The sequence below is a fragment of the Aromatoleum toluclasticum ATCC 700605 genome, assembly GCF_000378245.1.
GTDB classification, from domain to species: Bacteria; Pseudomonadota; Gammaproteobacteria; order Burkholderiales; family Rhodocyclaceae; genus Aromatoleum; species Aromatoleum toluclasticum.
Genome location: NZ_KB899502.1, coordinates 26156 through 44973, shown reverse-complemented (window position 1 = coordinate 44973; position 18818 = coordinate 26156). Strand labels below are relative to the sequence as shown.

At 62.9% G+C, this 18818-nt stretch carries 15 protein-coding genes; 3 read left to right on the top strand and 12 right to left on the bottom strand.

What is annotated here, in order from left to right; all coding sequences use genetic code 11:
• Nucleotides 1-2: 2 nt before the first annotated feature.
• The gene (locus F464_RS0118620; RefSeq protein WP_018991359.1) at nt 3-959 is read left to right on the top strand and encodes an NAD(P)H-dependent flavin oxidoreductase; all 957 of its coding nucleotides are present in this window, start codon (nt 3-5) and stop codon (nt 957-959) included.
• A gap of 158 nt (nt 960-1117) precedes the next feature.
• On the opposite strand, the gene F464_RS0118615 is transcribed toward F464_RS0118620, so the two are convergent.
• The 10 genes from F464_RS0118615 to F464_RS0118570 all read right to left on the bottom strand — a co-directional run bounded on the left by F464_RS0118615 (nt 1118) and on the right by F464_RS0118570 (nt 13469).
• Nucleotides 1118-2758: a DUF1302 domain-containing protein gene (locus tag F464_RS0118615; RefSeq protein WP_018991358.1), complete on the bottom strand. Its 1641-nt coding sequence runs from the start codon at nt 2756-2758 to the stop codon at nt 1118-1120.
• A gap of 26 nt (nt 2759-2784) precedes the next feature.
• Nucleotides 2785-4167 carry a DUF1329 domain-containing protein gene (locus F464_RS0118610; protein ID WP_018991357.1) on the bottom strand — a complete coding sequence of 461 codons (1383 nt, stop codon included), beginning with the start codon at nt 4165-4167 and terminating at the stop codon, nt 2785-2787.
• A gap of 288 nt (nt 4168-4455) precedes the next feature.
• Nucleotides 4456-5658 carry an acetyl-CoA C-acyltransferase gene (locus F464_RS0118605; RefSeq protein ID WP_018991356.1) on the bottom strand — a complete coding sequence of 401 codons (1203 nt, stop codon included), beginning with the start codon at nt 5656-5658 and terminating at the stop codon, nt 4456-4458.
• A gap of 76 nt (nt 5659-5734) precedes the next feature.
• On the bottom strand, nt 5735-6196 hold the full coding sequence (locus F464_RS0118600; RefSeq protein ID WP_018991355.1) for a MaoC family dehydratase: 462 nt from the start codon (nt 6194-6196) through the stop codon (nt 5735-5737).
• Between the two features lie 10 nt (nt 6197-6206).
• Nucleotides 6207-6992, bottom strand: a complete 786-nt coding sequence (locus F464_RS0118595) for an SDR family oxidoreductase (protein WP_026296134.1) — start codon at nt 6990-6992, stop codon at nt 6207-6209.
• 126 nt (nt 6993-7118) lie between these two features.
• Nucleotides 7119-7526, bottom strand: coding sequence for a RidA family protein (locus F464_RS0118590; RefSeq protein WP_018991353.1), 408 nt, complete (start codon nt 7524-7526; stop codon nt 7119-7121).
• Between the two features lie 34 nt (nt 7527-7560).
• Nucleotides 7561-8916 (bottom strand): NAD(P)/FAD-dependent oxidoreductase, encoded by a 1356-nt coding sequence (locus F464_RS0118585; RefSeq protein ID WP_051092320.1) that lies wholly within the window; start codon nt 8914-8916, stop codon nt 7561-7563.
• A 143-nt stretch (nt 8917-9059) separates the two neighbouring features.
• Nucleotides 9060-10685 (bottom strand): DUF1302 domain-containing protein, encoded by a 1626-nt coding sequence (locus F464_RS0118580; RefSeq protein WP_018991351.1) that lies wholly within the window; start codon nt 10683-10685, stop codon nt 9060-9062.
• Between the two features lie 13 nt (nt 10686-10698).
• Entirely contained in the window at nt 10699-12078 is a 1380-nt protein-coding gene (locus tag F464_RS0118575; protein WP_026296132.1) for a DUF1329 domain-containing protein, read from the bottom strand.
• Between the two features lie 200 nt (nt 12079-12278).
• Nucleotides 12279-13469, bottom strand: a complete 1191-nt coding sequence (locus F464_RS0118570) for an MFS transporter (protein WP_018991348.1) — start codon at nt 13467-13469, stop codon at nt 12279-12281.
• Between the two features lie 375 nt (nt 13470-13844).
• On the opposite strand from F464_RS0118570, the gene F464_RS0118565 reads away from it, so the two are divergent.
• Entirely contained in the window at nt 13845-15089 is a 1245-nt protein-coding gene (locus F464_RS0118565) for a helix-turn-helix transcriptional regulator (RefSeq protein WP_018991347.1), read from the top strand.
• A 104-nt stretch (nt 15090-15193) separates the two neighbouring features.
• On the opposite strand, the gene F464_RS0118560 is transcribed toward F464_RS0118565, so the two are convergent.
• Together F464_RS0118560 and F464_RS0118555 are read right to left on the bottom strand one after the other, a co-directional pair.
• Nucleotides 15194-16075: an SDR family NAD(P)-dependent oxidoreductase gene (locus tag F464_RS0118560; RefSeq protein WP_018991346.1), complete on the bottom strand. Its 882-nt coding sequence runs from the start codon at nt 16073-16075 to the stop codon at nt 15194-15196.
• Between the two features lie 10 nt (nt 16076-16085).
• Nucleotides 16086-17654: an amidase gene (locus F464_RS0118555; RefSeq protein ID WP_018991345.1), complete on the bottom strand. Its 1569-nt coding sequence runs from the start codon at nt 17652-17654 to the stop codon at nt 16086-16088.
• Between the two features lie 326 nt (nt 17655-17980).
• Between F464_RS0118555 and F464_RS0118550 the strand changes: the two genes are divergently transcribed.
• The gene (locus F464_RS0118550; protein WP_018991344.1) at nt 17981-18811 is read left to right on the top strand and encodes an alpha/beta fold hydrolase; all 831 of its coding nucleotides are present in this window, start codon (nt 17981-17983) and stop codon (nt 18809-18811) included.
• Nucleotides 18812-18818 lie beyond the last annotated feature (7 nt).

Genomic DNA, 18818 nt, shown 5'->3' with positions numbered 1-18818 from the left:
TCATGCCGATTCCCGAGATCCTTGCAGGGCGCCTGTCCCTGCCCCTCATCTGCTCCCCGATGTTCCTCGCCAGCGGCCCGGAACTCGTCATCGCACAATGCAAGGCGGGCGTGGTCGGCACCTTCCCGACGCTGAATGCCCGTCCCTCCGCAGCACTGGACGACTGGCTCGAACGCATCCGCTCGGAGCTCGAGGCCTGGAACGTCGCTCATCCCGACAAGCTTGCTGCCCCGTTCGGCGCGAACCTGATCCTCCACAAGTCCAACCCGCGGCAGGAGGAAGACCTCGGCCGCGTCGTCGAGCACGAGGTTCCGATCGTCATCACCTCCGTCGGCCGGCCGGACCTCGTCGTCGAGAAGGTGCACGGCTACGGCGGCATCGTGCTGCACGACGTGATCAGCGTCGCCCATGCGCGCAAGGCCATCGAATGCGGCGTCGACGCGCTGATCCTCGTCTGCACCGGCGCGGGCGGCCACGGCGGTACCCTGTCGCCTTTCGCCTTCGTCTCCGAGGTACGCGAATTCTGGGACGGCCCACTGGTGCTCGCCGGCGCCATTTCTTCCGGCCGCAGCCTGCGGGCGGCGGAAGTCCTCGGCGCCGACCTCGGCTACATGGGCACCCGCTTCATCGCGACGCGCGAGGCCGCCGCAGATGCCGGCCACAAGGCGATGATCGTGCGCGATACCGCCGCGGACATCCTCTACACCCCGGCCTTCAGCGGCATCTCCGCCAACTACCTGAGGAACAGCGTGATCGCCGCCGGCATCGACCCCGCCGCCCTTGTCCCGAGCGAGAACGGCGGCAAGGACGACCTGTTCGCCGGAATCGAGCACAAACCGAAAGCATGGAAGGACGTATGGTCCGCGGGTCAGGGGATCGGCACGATCCACGACATCCCCAGCGTCGCCGAACTGGTCGCACGACTGCGCGCCGAGTACGAGACGGCCGCCGTGCGCTGAGATCGCGCGTTCGAGGCGGAGACCGCTCACGGCAACGAGCGGGAAACGACGACCGGTTCTAGCGCGCGCACGGATCGGGATGCCATTCAAAGCACGCGACAGCGGTCGAAAAAAAAACCGGGCTTTTGGCCCGGTTTCGCGTCTCCAGGAAAGCGTTCTCAGAACGAATACTTGACGACCAGCGAGAGCTGGTCCCGGTCGGTCAATTGGCGGTTCTTGACCGGGTCGAGACTGGCTTCGCCGAAGTAGCCCAGATAGGTCAGGCCGATTTGCAGGTTGCGGCGATAGGTCATCGTCGCGCCGACACTCATACGGTGGTCGCCCTCCCCCATACCGAGGTTGCCCTGCAGGGTGCGGCCCTTCAGCTGGCGCGAGTAGCTGATCGGCACACCGAGCTCCCAATTCTCGAGGATGCCCGGATAGCTCAGACTGAGCGTCGATGCAAAGGCGAGACCATAGCTGCCGAAGCTCAGCGAATCCGACACGGGCGTGGGCACCGGAACGACCCCGAAGCCCGGCGCAAAAGTCCGCGAGACATCACCGGTCGCGCCCGGCACCCGACGGGCATCCGGATTACGCACCTCGGTATAGGCCACTTCCGCCAGGAAGTTGGCCTGGGGCGCGAGGAAGGTCCGACCAAGGTTGATGAAGGTATTGAGGTTGGTCTGCAGCACGTCGGCAGTGGTGGCGGTCGGTATCACGCTTGAGCCCAGCCGCGCATTTACGAGGGCAGGTGCATCTTTCCGATAGGAAATTTCACCGCCCAGGGTGGCGATACCGAAGGTCGTGCTGAAGGTGGCTCCAAGCAGTTTAATGTCTTCGAAGTAGCGATGGTTGAAACCGAAACCGTCGCCATCCGAAAGGAGCGAATCGACATCGACCATCGGTGCACGATCGTGGTATCGCAGGTAGATCAGACCTACCTCGGTTTCGTCGGTCACGCGGTACTTGCCGCCAACACCCCATTGCCCGGTTTTGCCCGGCTTCTCGTCGGCTCCCCTGGGCATCCGACACGGCCCTGGCCCGGGGGTCAGGCAAACTGCGCCCGGCCCGACGATATCCGAAGTGCTCAGGAATGAGCCCGGCGCGTTGATCAGCGTCTTGTGCCAGTTGTACTGGACGTGGGCCATCAGCGACAGCTTGTCATTGACCTCGTAAAGCGCGGAGATCTGGTCCTCGGGCAGCAACTGATCCTTGACCTCCGTGCCCGGGATGCCAGCCTTGGTGCCATCCGCCGGCCCTTGAGCACCCGAAATACCCGGAATGAAAAGGGTCTCGCCCCATGACACGACGTGTTTGCCGAGACGGACGGTCGCACGCCCCTGCTCGCCAATGTCGAACGTGGTGTAGCCGTAGACGTCGAGCAAGCGACTGTAACCGCCGTGGTAGCGCCGGGTGTCGCTGCTGAACTGATCGGCATCTCCGCCGATCTTGTTCGGAAACGAGGAGCCGTCGTTGTCGTTGGAATTGTGATAGACGTCGTCGTAGAACGTGCTGGCAGACAGAACGAAGCCGGAATTCCCCTTCTTGAAGTGAGTGTCCAGCAAAGCGCTCACGCGATTCGATGTCAATGCCCCTTTGTCGAAGTTATTGTCGCCGTCATTACCCGCGGCATTCTTCGTCAGCACGGAATCGCGGTCTTCGAGGCGGGTGGACAACGTATAGGTCGTGGTCACGCGCGATTCGAAGGTCGCCCCGTTTTCGAACTCTATCGTGTCGAAGGCCGACGCCGGAATCGCGATGCCCATGCCGACCACTGCGAGCGCGATCGGCTTCATTTTGTTGTGCAGTTTCATCATGTCTACTCCCCGGAAAGTCGAGTGAATCACTGGCCCAGCGCACGCAGCGCAGCGGGGGTGTACATGTCGGGCGAGAGGTCGCCGCCGTTGAGGACCCAGGACTTTTCGCGCTCCTGAATCAGGTTGAAGGCGACGTAGCCGCCCGAATCGAGGTCGTGAAAGAAGGCGGTGCCGGCCTGCCAGGCATTCAGGTCGAACGCATAGAAGTGGTTGATGAAGCCGTGCTGCCAAAGCTTTCCGCGTTGATCGTAATAGTCCCCCATCGAGGCCTGCCAGTTGTCCTCGTCGATGAACAGCACGCGCTTGCCGAACAGATGACGGTAGCCTTCCTTCAGCGAACCTTCCAGCACCCACACGCGGCGGAGTTCGTATCGAAGATAGGCCGGGTTCTCGTGTCCTTTCTGCAGGAGATCCGCGTACTTCACCTTGTTGGAGTGCAGACGGTATGCGTTCGCCGGAATGTACAACTCCTTCTTGCCGAGCAGCTTCCACTCGTAACGGCTCGGATCACCGTTCATCAGACGATCCTGATCGATGGTCATCTTGCCGCTCGTGCCGCCCATCGGCGTATCGAACCCATAGGTCGGCAGCTGGCGCACTCGCCGCGTACCCGGGTCGTAGGTCCAGGCAAGGCGTTTCGCTCGGGCAAAGTTGACGGGCTCCTGCGATGCCGTGAAGCTGCCACGGTCGCGCTCGGGCAACAGGGTCCCCGACAGCGAGTAGGCCATCAGCCCTTCCATCGGCTTACCCAACTCGCTGGTTTGCGTAACGACGTTCAGATTCTTGTTGAGCTGCCGACCCCAGGTGATGCTGCCATCCGACCCCACGTCCGCGATGTCCCGCACGACGTGCTCCGTGAAGGCCCGGTACGGGAAGTTCATGTTGGCGAGAACTTCCATCGGCGACTTCGGAATCGGGAAGCCCACGGGTCCTTTGTGGCCCGTATAGCCGAGACCATCGTCGATCAGTTCGGCGCTAAGCGCGTTCTTCCTGGCGAGCTCGCAAATGGCATCCGGATACCTGAAGTCGCGCCGACTCTGATAGACAGGAATTCGGAAGGTTTCGGGATACTTCTTGAACATCGCCTTCTGGCCGTCGCTGAGATTGTCGGCGTATTTGCTCATGTTTGCCGCAGTGATCTCGAACAGCGGCTTATCTTCCGGATACGGATCCACCGGATGCTGCCCGACGTGGGGCGTATATTTCACTCCCGGCGGAGTGCCCAGCCATTTTCCAGAAAAGGCCGGGATAGTGCCGTCCTTGTTGCCGGCCGCCTCGGCGCCGACGCAGGTCAGCTCCTTGCCCAGCTTCGCGGCCTCCGCGTCGCTGACCTTGGCTACCGCTGGTCCAGCGGTCACTGCGAGCGCCACTGCCGCAATGACCGGTATCCAGATACGGTTCTTCATCATCGATGTCTCCTGCCTGTTCGGCGTCTTTATTCTGTGTTCCGGTTAAACACTTGTGTGGATGCGGGCGGTCGTGGTGTCGCGACTCCGGTGCATCTGTTGCCATTTTTTTCGTGTTGACCAGACCTCACATCGTCCATAGGGACTAACCGGGGGTGACTATGCAGAAAGTAATAGCTGAGCAATGGCGGAGATCAAGGCGGGACGGGCGGACGCGGGCACACGGCGGCCGAGCGGCCGTCGTCCCTTGAGCCCGGGTAAGGGCGCGCGCCCTGCCCGCGCCGCCTGCTCTCAGCACACCTCGAACAAGCCCGCCGCACCCATCCCGCCGCCGATGCACATCGACACGACGACGTACTTCACCCCTCGGCGACGGCCCTCCAGCAACGCGTGGCCGACCATCCGGGCGCCGGACATCCCGAAGGGGTGGCCGATGGCGATCGCGCCCCCATTCACGTTCAGGCGATCGTTGGGAATACCCAGCTTGTCACGGCTGTAGAGCACCTGGCAGGCGAAGGCCTCGTTGATCTCCCACAGGCCGATGTCGCTCACCTTGAGACCGAAACGATCGAGCAGCTTCGGGATCGCGAACACGGGCCCGATGCCCATCTCCTCCGGCGCGCAGCCCGCGACCGCGATACCGCGGTAGGCGCCCAGCGGGGCAATGCCCCGGCGCTCGGCTTCGGCGCGACTCATTATGAGCGCAGCGGAGGCGCCATCGGACAGCTGCGACGCATTGCCGGCGGTGATGTACTCGCCCTGCTTGACCCACTGGCCGTCCTTGAACACGGGCTGGAGCTTTGCGAGGTCTTCCAGGGTCGTCGAGGCGCGGTTGCATTCGTCGCGGTTGGCGATGACATCCTCATGGCCGACGGGTTTGCCTTCCTTGTCGAACAGCAGCTTCTTCGCCGCCAGCGGCACGATCTCGTCGTCGAAACGGCCCGCCGCCTGCGCCGCCGCGGTGCGCTGCTGGCTCTGCAGCGAGAACGCGTCCTGCTCGGCGCGGCTGATGCCGTAGCGGCCGGACACGATCTCCGCGGTCTCCAGCATCGGGATGTAGGCGGCCGGCACGATGGCCTTCACGGCCTCGGACTGCGCGCGGTAGGTGTTCTTGTGCTTGGTCTGCGTCAGCGACAGCGACTCGACGCCGCCCGCCACGGCGATCTTCATCTCGCCGGCGAGGATGTTCTTGGCCGCGATGCCGATCGTCATGAGGCCGGAGGCGCACATGCGATCGAGCGCCATGCCCGGCACGCTGTCGGGCAGCCCACCGGTGTAGGCGCACAGGCGGCCGATGTTGTAGGCCTGGGTGCCCTGCTGCACGGCCGCGCCCATGATCACGTCCTCGACCGCTTCGGGCTCGATGCCTGCGCGCTCGACCACGGCGCGCACGACGTGGCCGCCCAACACCGGCGCCTCCGTGTCGTTGAAGGAACCGCGGAAGGATTTGGTCAGCGCAGTGCGCGCCGTGGATACGATGACAGCTTCGCTCATGTCGGATACTCCCTTGTTTCGACTGGAATGTGTGGCCGACATGGACGCCGGCCTTGCTGCGTTAGGCGAAGGACCTTCAGTCCTCGAAGGTGTAGCGGCTAATCGTGTCGACGACGCAAGCAGGACGCTCGCTGCCCTCGATCTCGATCGTCACGCGCACGGTCGACTGCACCGCGTCCCGGATGGGCTCGACCTTCACGATCTCGCCGCGGCCGCGAATGCGCGATCCCACCTTGACGGGGGCGGGGAAGCGCACGCGCTCGCAACCGACGTTGACACCCATCTTCAGCCGATCGGCGCGTATGAGTTGCGGCAGGAACAGGTTCGCGAGCGCGAGCGTCAGGTAGCCGTGCGCGATGCACGCGCCGAAAGGGCCCTCCCGGGCTCGCACGGGATCGACGTGGATCCACTGGTGGTCGTCGGTTGCGTCGGCAAAGCGGTTCACGCGCTCCTGCGTAAGCTCCACCCAGTCGGTGGCGCCGAGATCGCGCCCTTCGGCGCCGACGAGCTCGTCGGCGCGGGAAATCACAAAGGTCATGACAGCGCCCTCACGCGTGCTGCGAGCTTACTGAGAGCACTTCGCCCGTCATGTAGGACGCGTAATCGCTAGCGAGGAAGACCATCACATTGGCGACTTCCCACACCTCCGCGGCGCGACCAAAGGCCTCGCGGCTTGCGAGCTGCGCGAGCAATTCCTCGCTCGAGGCCTTCTTCAGGAAATCGTGAAGCGCGATCGAGGGCGAAACGGCGTTGATGCGCACGCCGTTTTCGGCCGCTTCCAGCGCAGAGCAGCGGGTGAGCGCCATGACGCCGGCTTTTGCCGCGGCGTAATGCGCCTGACCCTTCTGCGCGCGCCAGCCCAACACGGAGGCATTATTGACGATCGCGCCGCGGCCGCGCCGCTCCATGTGCGGCAGCATCGCGCGGGTCATGCGGAAGGTGCCCGTGAGCGTGATGTCGAGGACGCGCGTCCATTCCTCGTCGTTCATCTCGCTGACGCGCTTCTCGCCGCCCAGGCCGGCGTTGTTGATCAGCACATCGACGCCACCGAGCCGCTCTTCGGCCGCCGCCACGAGGGCCTGCACTTCTTCCTCGTTCGTGACGTTGCACAGCTGCCCCCACACGTCCTTGAGGCCGGTTTCGGCCTTCAGCCGCGCCACCGCCTCTTCAAGTCGCCGTGGGTGGATATCCGAGATCATGAGTGCACGGCAACCCTCTTCCGCGGACTTCCGTGCGGCGGCAAAGCCGATTCCGGCCCCGGCTGCGGCAGTGATGAGGACGGACTTGCCGGCGAGCAGCTGATGGCCGGGCACGTAGGAAGGGACTTGTCTCACGGAGTGAACCTCGAAGAATGGATACCATGCCATTCTTGAAGCCCGCCCCGTCCGTCCGCATCGTCAAAACGGACGGTGCCCGACGGGATGTCGCGGTGCGCCTGATGGCAGGCGCGCCGCGACACGTCAGGCATCAATCACGGCAATCGCCGAGATCTCCACCAAAATGTCCGGACTGGCAAGAGACTGCACGCCAACCATCGAAAACGCATGGGGCGGAAACGACACCCCATCGACCACGACGCCGAGCGCCCGTATGAATTGCTCGCCCACGGCCGGGGTCAGACTCTTCAGGTAAACAGTGCTGCTGACCACACGATCAACCGATGAGCCAGCCGCTTCGACGGCGGTTCGGAGATTGCGGAGGGCCTGGACGGATTGGGTAAAACAGTCGTCACCACCGACAAGCTCGAAATTCTTGTTCATCGCCGACTGGCCAGCGATGAACGCCATTTTCGGCGCCTGGGTCACGACGGCCTGGGCAAGTTGATCAAACTTGAGCAGACTTTCGGGATTGATGCGTTGCACGGACATCGTCACTCCTCGCTAAGGAACGTCTATTCATGAGTCAAACAAGATCGAATCGGTCTGCCAGCCTCGCTGACGGAATCAGGAAACGCCGGAGCTTGGTACTGAACAGCCCGGCAAAGCGCACCTGTTGCGGGCGTTCGCATCCCAGCACTGCGGAGTCGGGCTGATCGGCTGCAAGGACGCGGGCGACATCCATGCCCATCATCGGCCCGAGGTGGTTACCCCAGGAGCCGAAGTTCATCAGCCCGAACACGCCATCATCCACACGGTAGAGCTTGGGATAGGCCTTATCGTAGATCGCCGACGAGTTGTGCGTCATGCCGGTCCAGTAGGTCTCAAGCTCGATGCGCACATCCCTGGCCTCGGGATAGACGCGACGCAGGTGGCGAAGGAAATACTGGAAATGAAGGTCGCCGCGATGGGCCCGTCCGACGCCGGGGATCGTGGCGGTGATGAGACGCCCCTTACGATCGACAACCATTGGGTAGAGGCCCGCGGGATGCTGGCTCAATGCCGTCCGCATTGGATTGACGACGTCGAGGAAGCTCTTCGGCAGCGGACGCGTGGCCAGGCCGCAGGCGAGCAACGGGAACTGGGTGCGCTCAAGATTCGCATAGAAATTCGTACCGACATGGCCATTAGTGCATAGCACCACGCGGTCTGCCAATACGCTGCCCGACGCTGTACTCAGCTTCCAGCGCCCACCCTGACGCTCGCAGGCCCGTGCCGGCGAGTTGCCATACACCCGGGCGCCGATTCCGGCCGCGGCACGGACCATGCCGTTTGTAAGCAGGAAGGGATTCACGCTCCCCCCATTCCGCCAGAGCGTGCCGTACGAATAGCGATCGGTTCCGACCAGCGGACGCAGCCGGTCGGAACCAAGAATCTCGACGTCGAGACCCAGCCCGGCCCATTTCTTCGCCTTGCTCTCGAGCGCTGCGCTCTTCTGGCGCGCGACCTCCAGCAGCCCGGACTGCACCTGGTCGGCATCGATCCCATGGCGCTCACAGAGCTCAAACACGATGTTGCGGTGCTCGATCAGACAGTCCAGAAATGGACGCCCCTTGCCGGGCAAGGCATCGAGCGGCTCCAGCGACAGGAGATAGGGCTGCACATGGCCAGCGTTGCGCCCCGAGGCGGCATCAGCCGGCTGGGCGGCGTCAATGAGCACGGTGTCAATCCCGCGCTCGGCCAGGTGCAGACTTAACGACGCCCCCACCACGCCCGCACCGACCACCACGATGTCTGCCTCCAGATCGCCAATGAGTGGCGGGTGGGAGGGAGGTGTGTGATCGAGCGTCCAGACGCTACGCTCGACAGGAACCGAGCCTGTTTCGTACAGGTCGGCATGCGGTTGTTGTTTATTTAAGGCTTCAGCTTGCCCTTGCGTCATCGCCACTCCAGTTCAAGAGGCTTATTCGGGACAGGTTCTGGCGTCATGGCGGGCACACCCCCTCCGAACACTCAGGCCAGGAAGGAGTGATCCGTCATGAACGACTTGCAGGGAAAGAGCCAAAGGGCTCGATCCGACGCCTGTCAGAAGTTGTACTTCACGACCAAGGACAATTGATCGCGGTCGGTCAGCAGTCGCTCCGTCTTCATGTCGGTGCTGGCCTTGCCGAGGAAATCGAGATAAGTGAGCTCGAAGCTGAGGTTCTGGTTGTAGGTCAGCGCCGCCCCGACACTCATGCGGCGATCGCCCTCCCCGCCCACCGGCCCCATCAGCGTGCGTCCGCTCAACTGGTGGGAGTAGCTGATCGGAATCTCCAGATCCCAGCCGCTAAAGACCCCGTCATAGTTCAGAATGAGGGAGGTGGAGATGCCCAGTCCGTGGCCGGACATGCTCAGTTTGTTCGAGGCGGGGAAATAATCCGCCATCGCCCCCAAGGACTCGACCCCTTTCGCCTTGATTTTCTTTACGCTTAGGACGTCGATGTAGGAGATCTCGGCGAGCAGCAAAGCCCCGTCGGCGAAACTCGAGCGACCAAGGTTGATGAAGGAATTGACGCTAGTCTGCAGAACGTTCGCACGAGTCGGCGTCGGCAAAGTCACGCCCGATCCGGGATCGATTACGGTATCGACCAATTCCGGCGCCCCCCTTTTGTACGCCACCTCCCCGGCGAGCGTCGCCAGACCCAAGGTGGTGCTGAAGGAGGCGCCGATCAGCTTCACGTTGTCAAAGTAGCGGTTCCGATACGCACCGCCGCCGAGCGCACCACTCGCCGCAAAGACGTCGATCTCGGGCAGCGCGATGCGGTCGTGGTAGTTCAGGTAATACAGACCCAGCTCAGTCTCTTCGCTGACGCGATAGCGCGTGCCGATACCCCATTGCCCTGTATCGTTCGGCTTGTCATCACTTTGCTTGGCACCGAACGAGCATGTGTATGCTCCACGCCCATTGGGGATGAAGGGGCCGAGGCAGGCGTTTCCGGGACCTGACGAATCGCTGGTATTGAGAAAGGACCCGGGCGCGGCGCTCAAGGTCGGGTGCCACCCGTATTGTACGTGGGTCATCAGCGTCCATTCCGGCGTCGGCCGGTAGATCAGCGAAACCTGGTCCTCAGGCAGCAACAGATCCTTGGTTTCAGTTCCGGGAATATCGCTCTTCGTGCCGTCAACCGGTCCCTGCGCGAGCGAGATCGCGGGGAAGAACAGTGACTCGCCCCAGGACACGACGTGCCGGCCCACGCGGAGCGTCGCATCGCCATCACCCATGCCGAAGCTGGTGTATCCATAGGCGTCCAGGATACGGCTGTAGCCGCCGTGGTAGCGGCGCGCGTCCGAACTGAAGGAGCCCGGTGCATCCGGTGTGTGCAAAAAGGCTTGATCGTTGTCGGTACCGCGATGGTACACATCGTCATAGAAGGTGCTGCCGGACAGGACGAAGCCGCTCCTGTCCTTGGACAGTTTGCCTTCGAACAGCAGGCCCAGACGATTCGAGGTGAGAGCTCCTTTATCGAAGTTGTTGTTGCCATCCACGTCCAGCAGAACCGACTCGGGGGAGCGAAGCCGGGTCGCGAGCGTGTAGGTTACGGTTCCCTTCCAATCCAATTTGACGCCGTTGTCATAGACGACGCTTTCTCCGCCCAAAGCAGGCGATGCCAGAATGGCGCCGAGGACTGCGGTCGCCACCGGAGACAGCTTGAAAGTCAGCTTGGTCATCTCAGTCTCCTGTTCATTGACCGATCTGACGCAAGGCTTCCGGACCGAACATCGTCGGGCTCATCTTTCCGGCATTCAGGACAGGGCCGAGCGGACGCTCCTGGAAAAGGTTGTAGGCGATGTATCCCCCACTACTGAGATCATGGTAGAAGCTGTTGCCGGCTTGCCAGCCTTTGAGGTCGAAGGCGTAATAGTGCGCGATGAACGCGTGCTGCCAGAGCGATCCGCGGCTGTCGTAGTAATCGGATACCGATGCCTGCCAGTTATCCTCATCGATAAACAGGACGCGCCTACCGAAGACATGACGGTAGCCTTCCTTCAGCGTCCCCTCGAGCACCCAGACCCGACGCAGTTCATAGCGCAGATAGTCTGGATTCGCGTGATTCCGATGCAACAGATCGGCATACTTCACGTTTTTTCCATGGAGTCGATAAGTGTTGGCTGGGATGTAGATTTCACGCTTGCCGAGCATCTTCCAGTCGTAGCGGCCAGGATCACCGTTCATCAGCCGGTCCTGATCGATTGTCATCAGACCAGAGGTTCCGGCCAGAGGAGTGTCATACCCATATATGGGCAGCTGCCTTACGCGGCGGGTACCCGGGTCATAGTTCCAGGCCAGGCGTTTGTCCTTGGCAAGGTTCACCGGCTCCACGGCCGATGACACCGCTCCCCTATCGCGTATGGGAAGCATCGTATGCGTCATCGCGTACGCCATGATCTTCCCCATGGGCTTGCCGACCTCGTCAGGTTGGGTGACGACATTGAGGTTGAGGTTGCGCTGCTGGCCCCAGAAGATTTCGCCCACCGGATTCACGTTGGCAATGTCGCGCAGGGTGTCCTCGGTGAAAGCGAACACCGGGAAGGTCATGTTCACGAGCAATTCCATGGCCTGCTTCGGGATTGGGAAGGGTGGCGTGCCCTGGTGTCCGGTGAATCCAGGACCGCCGTCGATCAGCTCCGCCTGAAGCGCGTTCTTGCGAGCCACTTCACAGAACTTGTCGTCGAATCTGAAGTCCCGCCGCCCCGGGTACACCGGAATCCTGAACGAGGCGTAGCGGCGAAACATCTCCCGCTGCCCTTCGGTCAGGTGATCGGCGTACTTCTCGAAGTTCTTCGAGGTGATCTCGAAAATTGGCTTGTCTTCGGGATAGGGATCGACGGGATGCTGGCCGATGTGATTTTCGTATTTGACGTGGGGTGGAGCGCCTAGCCATTTCCCGGAGAACGCCGGAATCGTGTTAGCGGCATTCGCGGCCATTTCGCCGCCCATGCAGGTCAGATTTTTCCCCAGCTTTGAGGCCTCTTCGGCACTCACCTTCGATAGCGCGCTGCTACTCGCGCAAACGAGTCCAACCGTAGCTGACAGCAATAGCAGCGTCTTATTAGTCACCATGTCTTTCTCCTTTGGATTTTTCAACTTCTTTCCCTCTACCGATTACCCGGTCCACCAGCACATGACTATCTTTATGTCATTTATACTTCTGCTACTCGACGCTGCACTGAAGCGCGCACCGATGCCCCTGATGAAAAGGGTGCTTCGACACGACCGACGAGGATGAAAGTTTTGTATGTGTGAGCAGAGGCGATCGGGACTCAATGCTCCCGGCCTTCCAGCGCGACCGCAGGCGGCGTCTGCCGCTGGGCACTGCGCAACATCACCAGGGGGAGCAAGGCGAACGCCATCAGCACGGCGCTCAGCGCCACCGGCAGGAAATAGGTCCCCGTGCGATCGACCAGATAACCGAAGAGCATGGGACCGAGCGCGGCGCCAAGTCCGGAGACCAGATTGCCGAGTCCCAGCAGGCTTCCGAAGCCGCGTTGGCCGGCGAACTCCACCAGCAAGGGCGGCGAAAGCTGATTGACCAGGTTGAATGTCGTTCCCCAGGCGAGAACGAATACCACCACCGCGGCGAACCCGAATGTCTGATCCGAGGCCAGCAAGAGGCAGGCGAGTCCGAGGCTGCCGATGAGAATGCCGATCCCAAGCGTCCGCCCGGGGCCCTTGCGTGTGCTGATCGCACCGAAAGACAGGCTGCCGGCGATCGTCGCGGCGGCGATCGCGCCATAGGCCGCCGCACCCTGAGCGGCCGAATAGCCGATCGATACCAGATACGGCACCAGACCCATCAGAACGCTGAGGCCGCTCAACGTGACCAGCAGGACCACTGCAATCCAGAGCCAGTATTGCGGCATGCGCAAGACCTCGCACACGCGACGATCGACAGCTGAATGGGTCCCGCGATCGAGCGTCGCCTGTGATTGCGCGGGCATCCGCACCAGCCAGAGCAATAGAGGAAAACAGATCAGGAGAATGACAAATGCACCCTTCTCCATAGTCGCGAGCAAACCAACCGCTTCGACCATGCGGTTGAGCCCCATCGGCAAAAAGGTACCGCCGGCAGCCACGATGGAGAGCAGAATGCCGAATGCAAGGCCCTGCCGACTCACCGGAAACCAATTCGAGAGGAGCACAAAGGCAGGCACATAGGTCGAAGCCCCTACCCCGAGACCACAGAGCGCCACGGCGAACGTGAATGAATCAAGATCCCCGCTATGCGCGGCCGCCAGATACGCAAGGCCGGTGAGCAGACCACCTGTTGCCATCACGGGTCTCGGTGCGACGTGATCCAGCAGCCAGCCCGCAGCAGGCATGGCCAAGGTCATCGAAACCACGAAGACCGTAACGACGCGCGCCGCCTGTTCATGACTGGACTGAAATATGTCGATGATCGGCAGTGTGAAGACGCTGAATGCGTTGAGCGTGAAACCAAAGAGCACACTCATCACGACGCCGAGCCCAACGACGAGGATCCAGGCATCTCTCGAACTGGAACTTCCAGGGCTTATGATCATTCTATGGCACTCACTTGATGCAAGAGACGATGAGGGTTTTTCGTTATCCGGACCTGCTGTCAGAAAGCACTTTTACGCAGATTTGAAGCCTTCTCCATTGAGTGCAGACTCAAGAGGCACACGGACCCTTTTCGTCCAGGAGTCAATTACGGACATTTGAAATCCAGCGCTGCGCCGATCACTTGCCACGAGCAATGCCGCAACAATTCAACACACGTGGCTTTATTTCCCCGATTCGAATGGGTTGATGCTAGCCAACGCACAGCCGGCCCAACAAGTACCATCTGGGACTAACGGCAATCTTCGATGACGAGAAAAAAAGATACTTCCTGGCCCTCGCCCGATAATGAGCACGCCGATGGCGACGCGATCGAGCAGACCGACCGAATCTTCAAGGAAACGGGAATGAATGACACTTTTTCCGACCTGCTCGGCCTGATCTATGAAGGCGTTTCCGCCGAAGTGCCTTGGCAGGGTTTTGCGGAGGGTTTGCGGGTCGCACTGGATGCGCGCAACGCCTTCATCACCCTGCATCACGATCACGAGAGTGGCAACGATGTATTTGTCGGCGCCGGAGAGCCAGGGGACGAGGTCGACTGGCTTGCGGTCGAAAGTACCTATCGAGCCGAATTCATGAAGGACGACCCGTTTCGACCCTGCAGCATGGAGCCTGGCCAGCTTGGCCTCATGGAGTCCTCTGAGGCCGACGCCAGGAAGCGGACCTTGTTCGAGCACCTGCAGATTGCCCGGACCTTGCGGATCTGCATTGCCGAACCAGGGGGCCTGCGGTGCTGGGTGGATGTGATCAGGAATTTTGCTCGTCCGGACCCATCATTCACCCCCGCCGATCTCGCCTTGATCCGGGCGTTGCAGCCACACTTGGCACGAGCGCTCGGACTCTATGCCCAGCTGAAGCGACAGGAGGCGGAAAAGGCCATCTACGAAAGCATCGTCGACCACTTCGCCCTGGGCTGCATCCTGCTCAATGAGAACGCGGAAGTGATTCACATCAACCGCGTCGCATCCTCCGTCATCGAGAGAAGCCCCGATATAAGGCTCTCCAACAAGCACCTCGCGCTCGCCGATCGATCGGCTCAACTGTTGCTGAACGAAGCAGTCACCAAGGTAATTGCGGCGAGGTCGCGAGCCGACACTGGAGTGAGTGGGGAGTTGGTGCGCCTGGGCGGACTTCAGCATCGGCTGATCGGCATGCTCGTTTATCCAACTCCAGTGCAGCACTACTATCGGAGCGGGCAAGCGCCCTGCGCCGTCATCTACGTTTCAGATCTGACCGCCAATCTCGAGGCACTACGTCCGACTCACACCCAGTCCCTCGCACGTCTTGGCCAACTGTTCGGCCTGACACGGCAGGAGGCCGCGCTGGCTTTGTTCCTTGCCTACGGCAACACCATCACCGAGGCGGCACAGCAGATGGGGATTGCCGAAACGGCCGCGCGCAATTATTCGAAGAAGATCTACGCGAAGATGGACATTGCCAGCCAGGCCGATCTGATTCGCCTGGTCCTTCGCTGCGTCTCGTTCTTGCGTTAGTCCCGACATCTTTGAGGTCGCAGGCGATGAAGTAGCGGAGAGTGCCGCGAGTTCGGGAGAGGGCCACAGCGCGGGGATGACGCGGCCGACGCACCCCGGGGCTCTCACGCCACGCGCGCCGGGTGGAAGTCGCGCGGGGCGCCCAGGGTCGCGCGCCAGGACGGTGGCTGGCGTCCGTCTTCGTCGCGGAGGCCGTAGCGCAGCGCGAGTTCGGCGACGATCAGGGTCTGCCCGGACAGGCTCGCCCGTTCCGGGTCGCGCCACAGGGCTTCGATCACGCGCCCCGAGAACTGCGGGCTTTCGCTGCGCGTGCCGATGCCGCCGTACGCATCGGGACGGCGGCGGGCCGCGAACGCCGTGCGCTCGGTGCGCTGCATGCCCAGCCACAGCGAAACGGCCGCGACGCCGGTGCCCTCGAAGTCGACCGCCATGTCGTACGCCATCTTGTCGCAGCCGGCCTTCTGTGCACCGTAGGCCGGCCCGTGCATGTAGCAGCCGGCGCCGTAGGACGAGGTGAAGGCGACCAGCGCGTGTCCGCTTTGCAGCAGCAACGGCGCCGCGCAATGCGTGGCGATGTAGCTGGAGCGCAGGCCCACGTCCAGGATCGCGGCCTGGCTGCGCGGCTTCTCCCAGAACGGGCCGGGCTCGATGAGGCTGTCGTCGATGCAGATGGCGTTGTTGACGAGGATATCGAGCCGCCCCTGTTCGCGCGCGACGCGCCCGAACAAGGCTTCGACCAGGTCATCGTCACCATGATCGCAATTCACCGCGATACCGTGGCCGCCCGCCGCGGTGACCGCCGCGGCGCTGTCGTGGATGGTGCCGCCGAGCACGGCATCGCCCACCCGGCATTCACCTTCGCGTTCGCTGCGTCCGGTGACGTAGACGGTCATGCCCGCGCCGCCAAGCGCCTCGGCAATGCCGCGCCCGACGCCGCGACTGGCGCCCGTGACGACGGCAACGCCGTTCGAGGGAGCGGCATTCATTCGGGCCCCCTCACGCCAGCGCGGGCGGACGGCGGTCAGCCCACGGCGCGGCCTTTTCGAGCTGTGCCGCGAGGGCAATGAGCCGCGCCTCGCCGCCATACGGGGCCGCGAACTGCACGCCGATCGGCAGGCCTTCCGCGCTCCAGTGCAGCGGAACCGACATTGCCGGATGTCCGCTCATGTTGAACATTGCGGTGAAGGGCGAGGCGAGCACGGCCCGCTTCGCGAAGTCGTCGAAGGGCTGGTCCAGCGACAGCTCGCCGAGCTTGGGCGGCAGCGCGGCGGTAGTCGGCGACAGGATCAGGTCGTAGCGCGTGAGCACCTCGTCGAAGATCCGCCCGCCCTGATCGAAGACCGATCGCGCCGCATAAAGCTGCTCGGCGGTGTATTTCTGTGCCTTCTGCAGCGTGAGCCAGTTGATCGGCTCGAATTCATCCTCGCGCGCCGGCCGCCCGAGGAGCTTCTCGCGCGCCCGCACCGTGTACAACATGCCGGTACCGGTCATCACCCCCATGCCGCCGAACATTTCGAGGAAAGGCAGTTGTTGCAGCGAGATCGGTTCGACGTGATGGCCGAGACCTGCACACAATGTCGCGGCCTTGTGCACGGCCTCCAGGCATTCGGGGTGAACGCCCATGCCAAAGAGATTGGTGTCGAAGAGCCCGATCTTCAGCCCCTTGGGGAAGCGGCCCAGCGCCTTCACCAGATCGGCGGTCGCGGGTGCCGCACGCGTCCCCGCTTCGGGCCCCTGGCTGAGCTGCATCAGCCACGCGGTGTCGCGCACGCTGCGGCTGATGACGTTGTGCACCGACAGTCCCATCCATCCTTCGAGCGCCGCCGGGCCCATCGGAATCAGTCCGCGGCTGGGCTTGAGGCCGAACAGGCCGCAATGCGATGCGGGAATCCGGATCGAGCCGCCCCCGTCGCTCGCGTGCGCCACGGGCAAGACACCTGCCGAGACTGCCGCCGAAGCGCCGCCGGACGAACCGCCCGAACTGCGCTCCAGGTTCCACGGATTGCGCGTGAGCCCGAAGAGGCGCGATTCCGTGGTCCCGGTCTGCCCGAATTCGGGCGACGCGAGCTTCGCGAAGATGTTGAGCCCCGCCGCCTTGTAGCGCGCGACGACGGTGGAGTCCAGGTCCGCCACCGCCTCCTTGAAGAAGGCGCAGCCGTTGGTGGTGACCGTCCCCTTCAGAGCGACGGAAAGATCCTTTAACGCGAAGGGCACGCCGGAAAGCGGCGGCCTCGCCTCGCGTTCGGCCCTGCCTGCGGAATCCAGCCCCCGCGCCTGCTCCCGGGCGAGGTCGAAATGCGGCGACGTGACGGCATTGATGACCGAGTAGGCTTCGGCGCGGGCGATCGCTGCTTCGAGCACCTCGCCCGGTTTGACATCGCCGCCTCGGATCCTTCGCGCGATCTCGATCGCATCCCATCGCTCATATTCCGGCAGCGGCAGTGCGGATTGCGGCCGCGCGGCAGCGGCTACGCCGGGGCCAAGTCCCGCGGCTACGGCTGTACCCAGCGCGGCACTGGCTTTCAGGAAATTGCGCCGTGCCGGCGTGATGTCGTGTTCGTCCATGCAAGCTTCCCCAGGCTGTCCATTCCGGCATCGCCGGCCTGTCTGCAGGTCGGACGATAACAGCGGACGGTTTCTTCCCGAAATGCCCGACGCCACGCGACAGGCCTGCGAGAAATTGCCCGCATTGTCCGAAGCCCCTCCGCGCGCCTCATCGTCCGTTGAGACTACGCGCCGCCGCCGGTATCGCGGCACGATTCGTCTGAACGGACGATGCTCCCCTGCTGCCCAGCGGGAGAATAGGTCCCGAATGAGGACGGCAGCCTTCCTTCGCGCCGTCGAGAGCGCATGGACGCGCCGTCGCTACCCTTCCCCGAGGAGACCTCCCGATGAATTCCCCCGATCTGCCCATCCCTCTCGAGCAGTTCGTCGAGCTCGACACAGGCCTGCGCCTGCACTATCTCGACGTCGGCCAGGGGCCGGCGGTGGTGTGGCTGCACGGGAGCGGCCCGGGAGCGAGCGGCTACAGCAACTTCAAGGGTAATTACCCGGCCTTCGCCGAGGCGGGTTTCCGCAACATCGTGCTCGACCTGCCGGGCTTCGGCCGCTCGGACAAGCCCTCCGACGTGCAGTACAACCTCGACTTCTTCGTCACGGCGCTGCACGGCTTCCTGAAGGCGATCGGCATCGAACGCTGCACCCTGCTCGGCAATTCGCTCGGCGGCGCCATCGCGCTGGGCCAGGCGCTGGCGCATCCCGAGACGGTCGAGCGCTTGATCCTGATGGCGCCCGGTGGCGTCGAGGAGCGCGAGACCTACTTCCGCATGGAAGGCATCGTGCGCATGGTCGAGACCTTCTCCAAAGGGCCGATGGGGCCGGCCGAGATGCGCCACGTGATGAGCCTGCAGGTGTTCGACCCGGCCCTGCTCGACGACGCCATCATCAGCGAGCGCGCGGCGATCGCGCCCTTGCAGCCGGCCAACCTGTTCTCCACGATGGTGGTGCCGAACATGACGGAGCGCCTGCATGAGATCGCCGTGCCGATCTTCGGCTTCTGGGGCACCGACGACAAGTTCAACCCGCACACGGGCGCCCTCAAGCTGATAGAGAACGCCCCCAATGCGCGCATGATCCTGCTCAACCGCTGCGGCCACTGGGTGCAGGTCGAACATCGCGAACTCTTCAACCGCAGCTGCATCGATTTTCTGACCAAGGGGTAAGCCGAGT

Excerpts from the sequence above, each read along its gene's own strand:
- F464_RS0118620 (WP_018991359.1), top strand. The coding sequence starts at position 3 with ATGCCGATTCCCGAGATCCTTGCAGGGCGCCTGTCCCTGCCCCTCATC.
- F464_RS0118615 (WP_018991358.1), bottom strand. The coding sequence starts at position 2,758 with ATGATGAAACTGCACAACAAAATGAAGCCGATCGCGCTCGCAGTGGTC.
- F464_RS0118610 (WP_018991357.1), bottom strand. The coding sequence starts at position 4,167 with ATGATGAAGAACCGTATCTGGATACCGGTCATTGCGGCAGTGGCGCTC.
- F464_RS0118605 (WP_018991356.1), bottom strand. The coding sequence starts at position 5,658 with ATGAGCGAAGCTGTCATCGTATCCACGGCGCGCACTGCGCTGACCAAA.
- F464_RS0118600 (WP_018991355.1), bottom strand. The coding sequence starts at position 6,196 with ATGACCTTTGTGATTTCCCGCGCCGACGAGCTCGTCGGCGCCGAAGGG.
- F464_RS0118590 (WP_018991353.1), bottom strand. The coding sequence starts at position 7,526 with ATGTCCGTGCAACGCATCAATCCCGAAAGTCTGCTCAAGTTTGATCAA.
- F464_RS0118585 (WP_051092320.1), bottom strand. The coding sequence starts at position 8,916 with ATGACGCAAGGGCAAGCTGAAGCCTTAAATAAACAACAACCGCATGCC.
- F464_RS0118580 (WP_018991351.1), bottom strand. The coding sequence starts at position 10,685 with ATGACCAAGCTGACTTTCAAGCTGTCTCCGGTGGCGACCGCAGTCCTC.
- F464_RS0118575 (WP_026296132.1), bottom strand. The coding sequence starts at position 12,078 with ATGGTGACTAATAAGACGCTGCTATTGCTGTCAGCTACGGTTGGACTC.
- F464_RS0118570 (WP_018991348.1), bottom strand. The coding sequence starts at position 13,469 with ATGAGTGTGCTCTTTGGTTTCACGCTCAACGCATTCAGCGTCTTCACA.
- F464_RS0118565 (WP_018991347.1), top strand. The coding sequence starts at position 13,845 with ATGACGAGAAAAAAAGATACTTCCTGGCCCTCGCCCGATAATGAGCAC.
- F464_RS0118560 (WP_018991346.1), bottom strand. The coding sequence starts at position 16,075 with ATGAATGCCGCTCCCTCGAACGGCGTTGCCGTCGTCACGGGCGCCAGT.
- F464_RS0118555 (WP_018991345.1), bottom strand. The coding sequence starts at position 17,654 with ATGGACGAACACGACATCACGCCGGCACGGCGCAATTTCCTGAAAGCC.
- F464_RS0118550 (WP_018991344.1), top strand. The coding sequence starts at position 17,981 with ATGAATTCCCCCGATCTGCCCATCCCTCTCGAGCAGTTCGTCGAGCTC.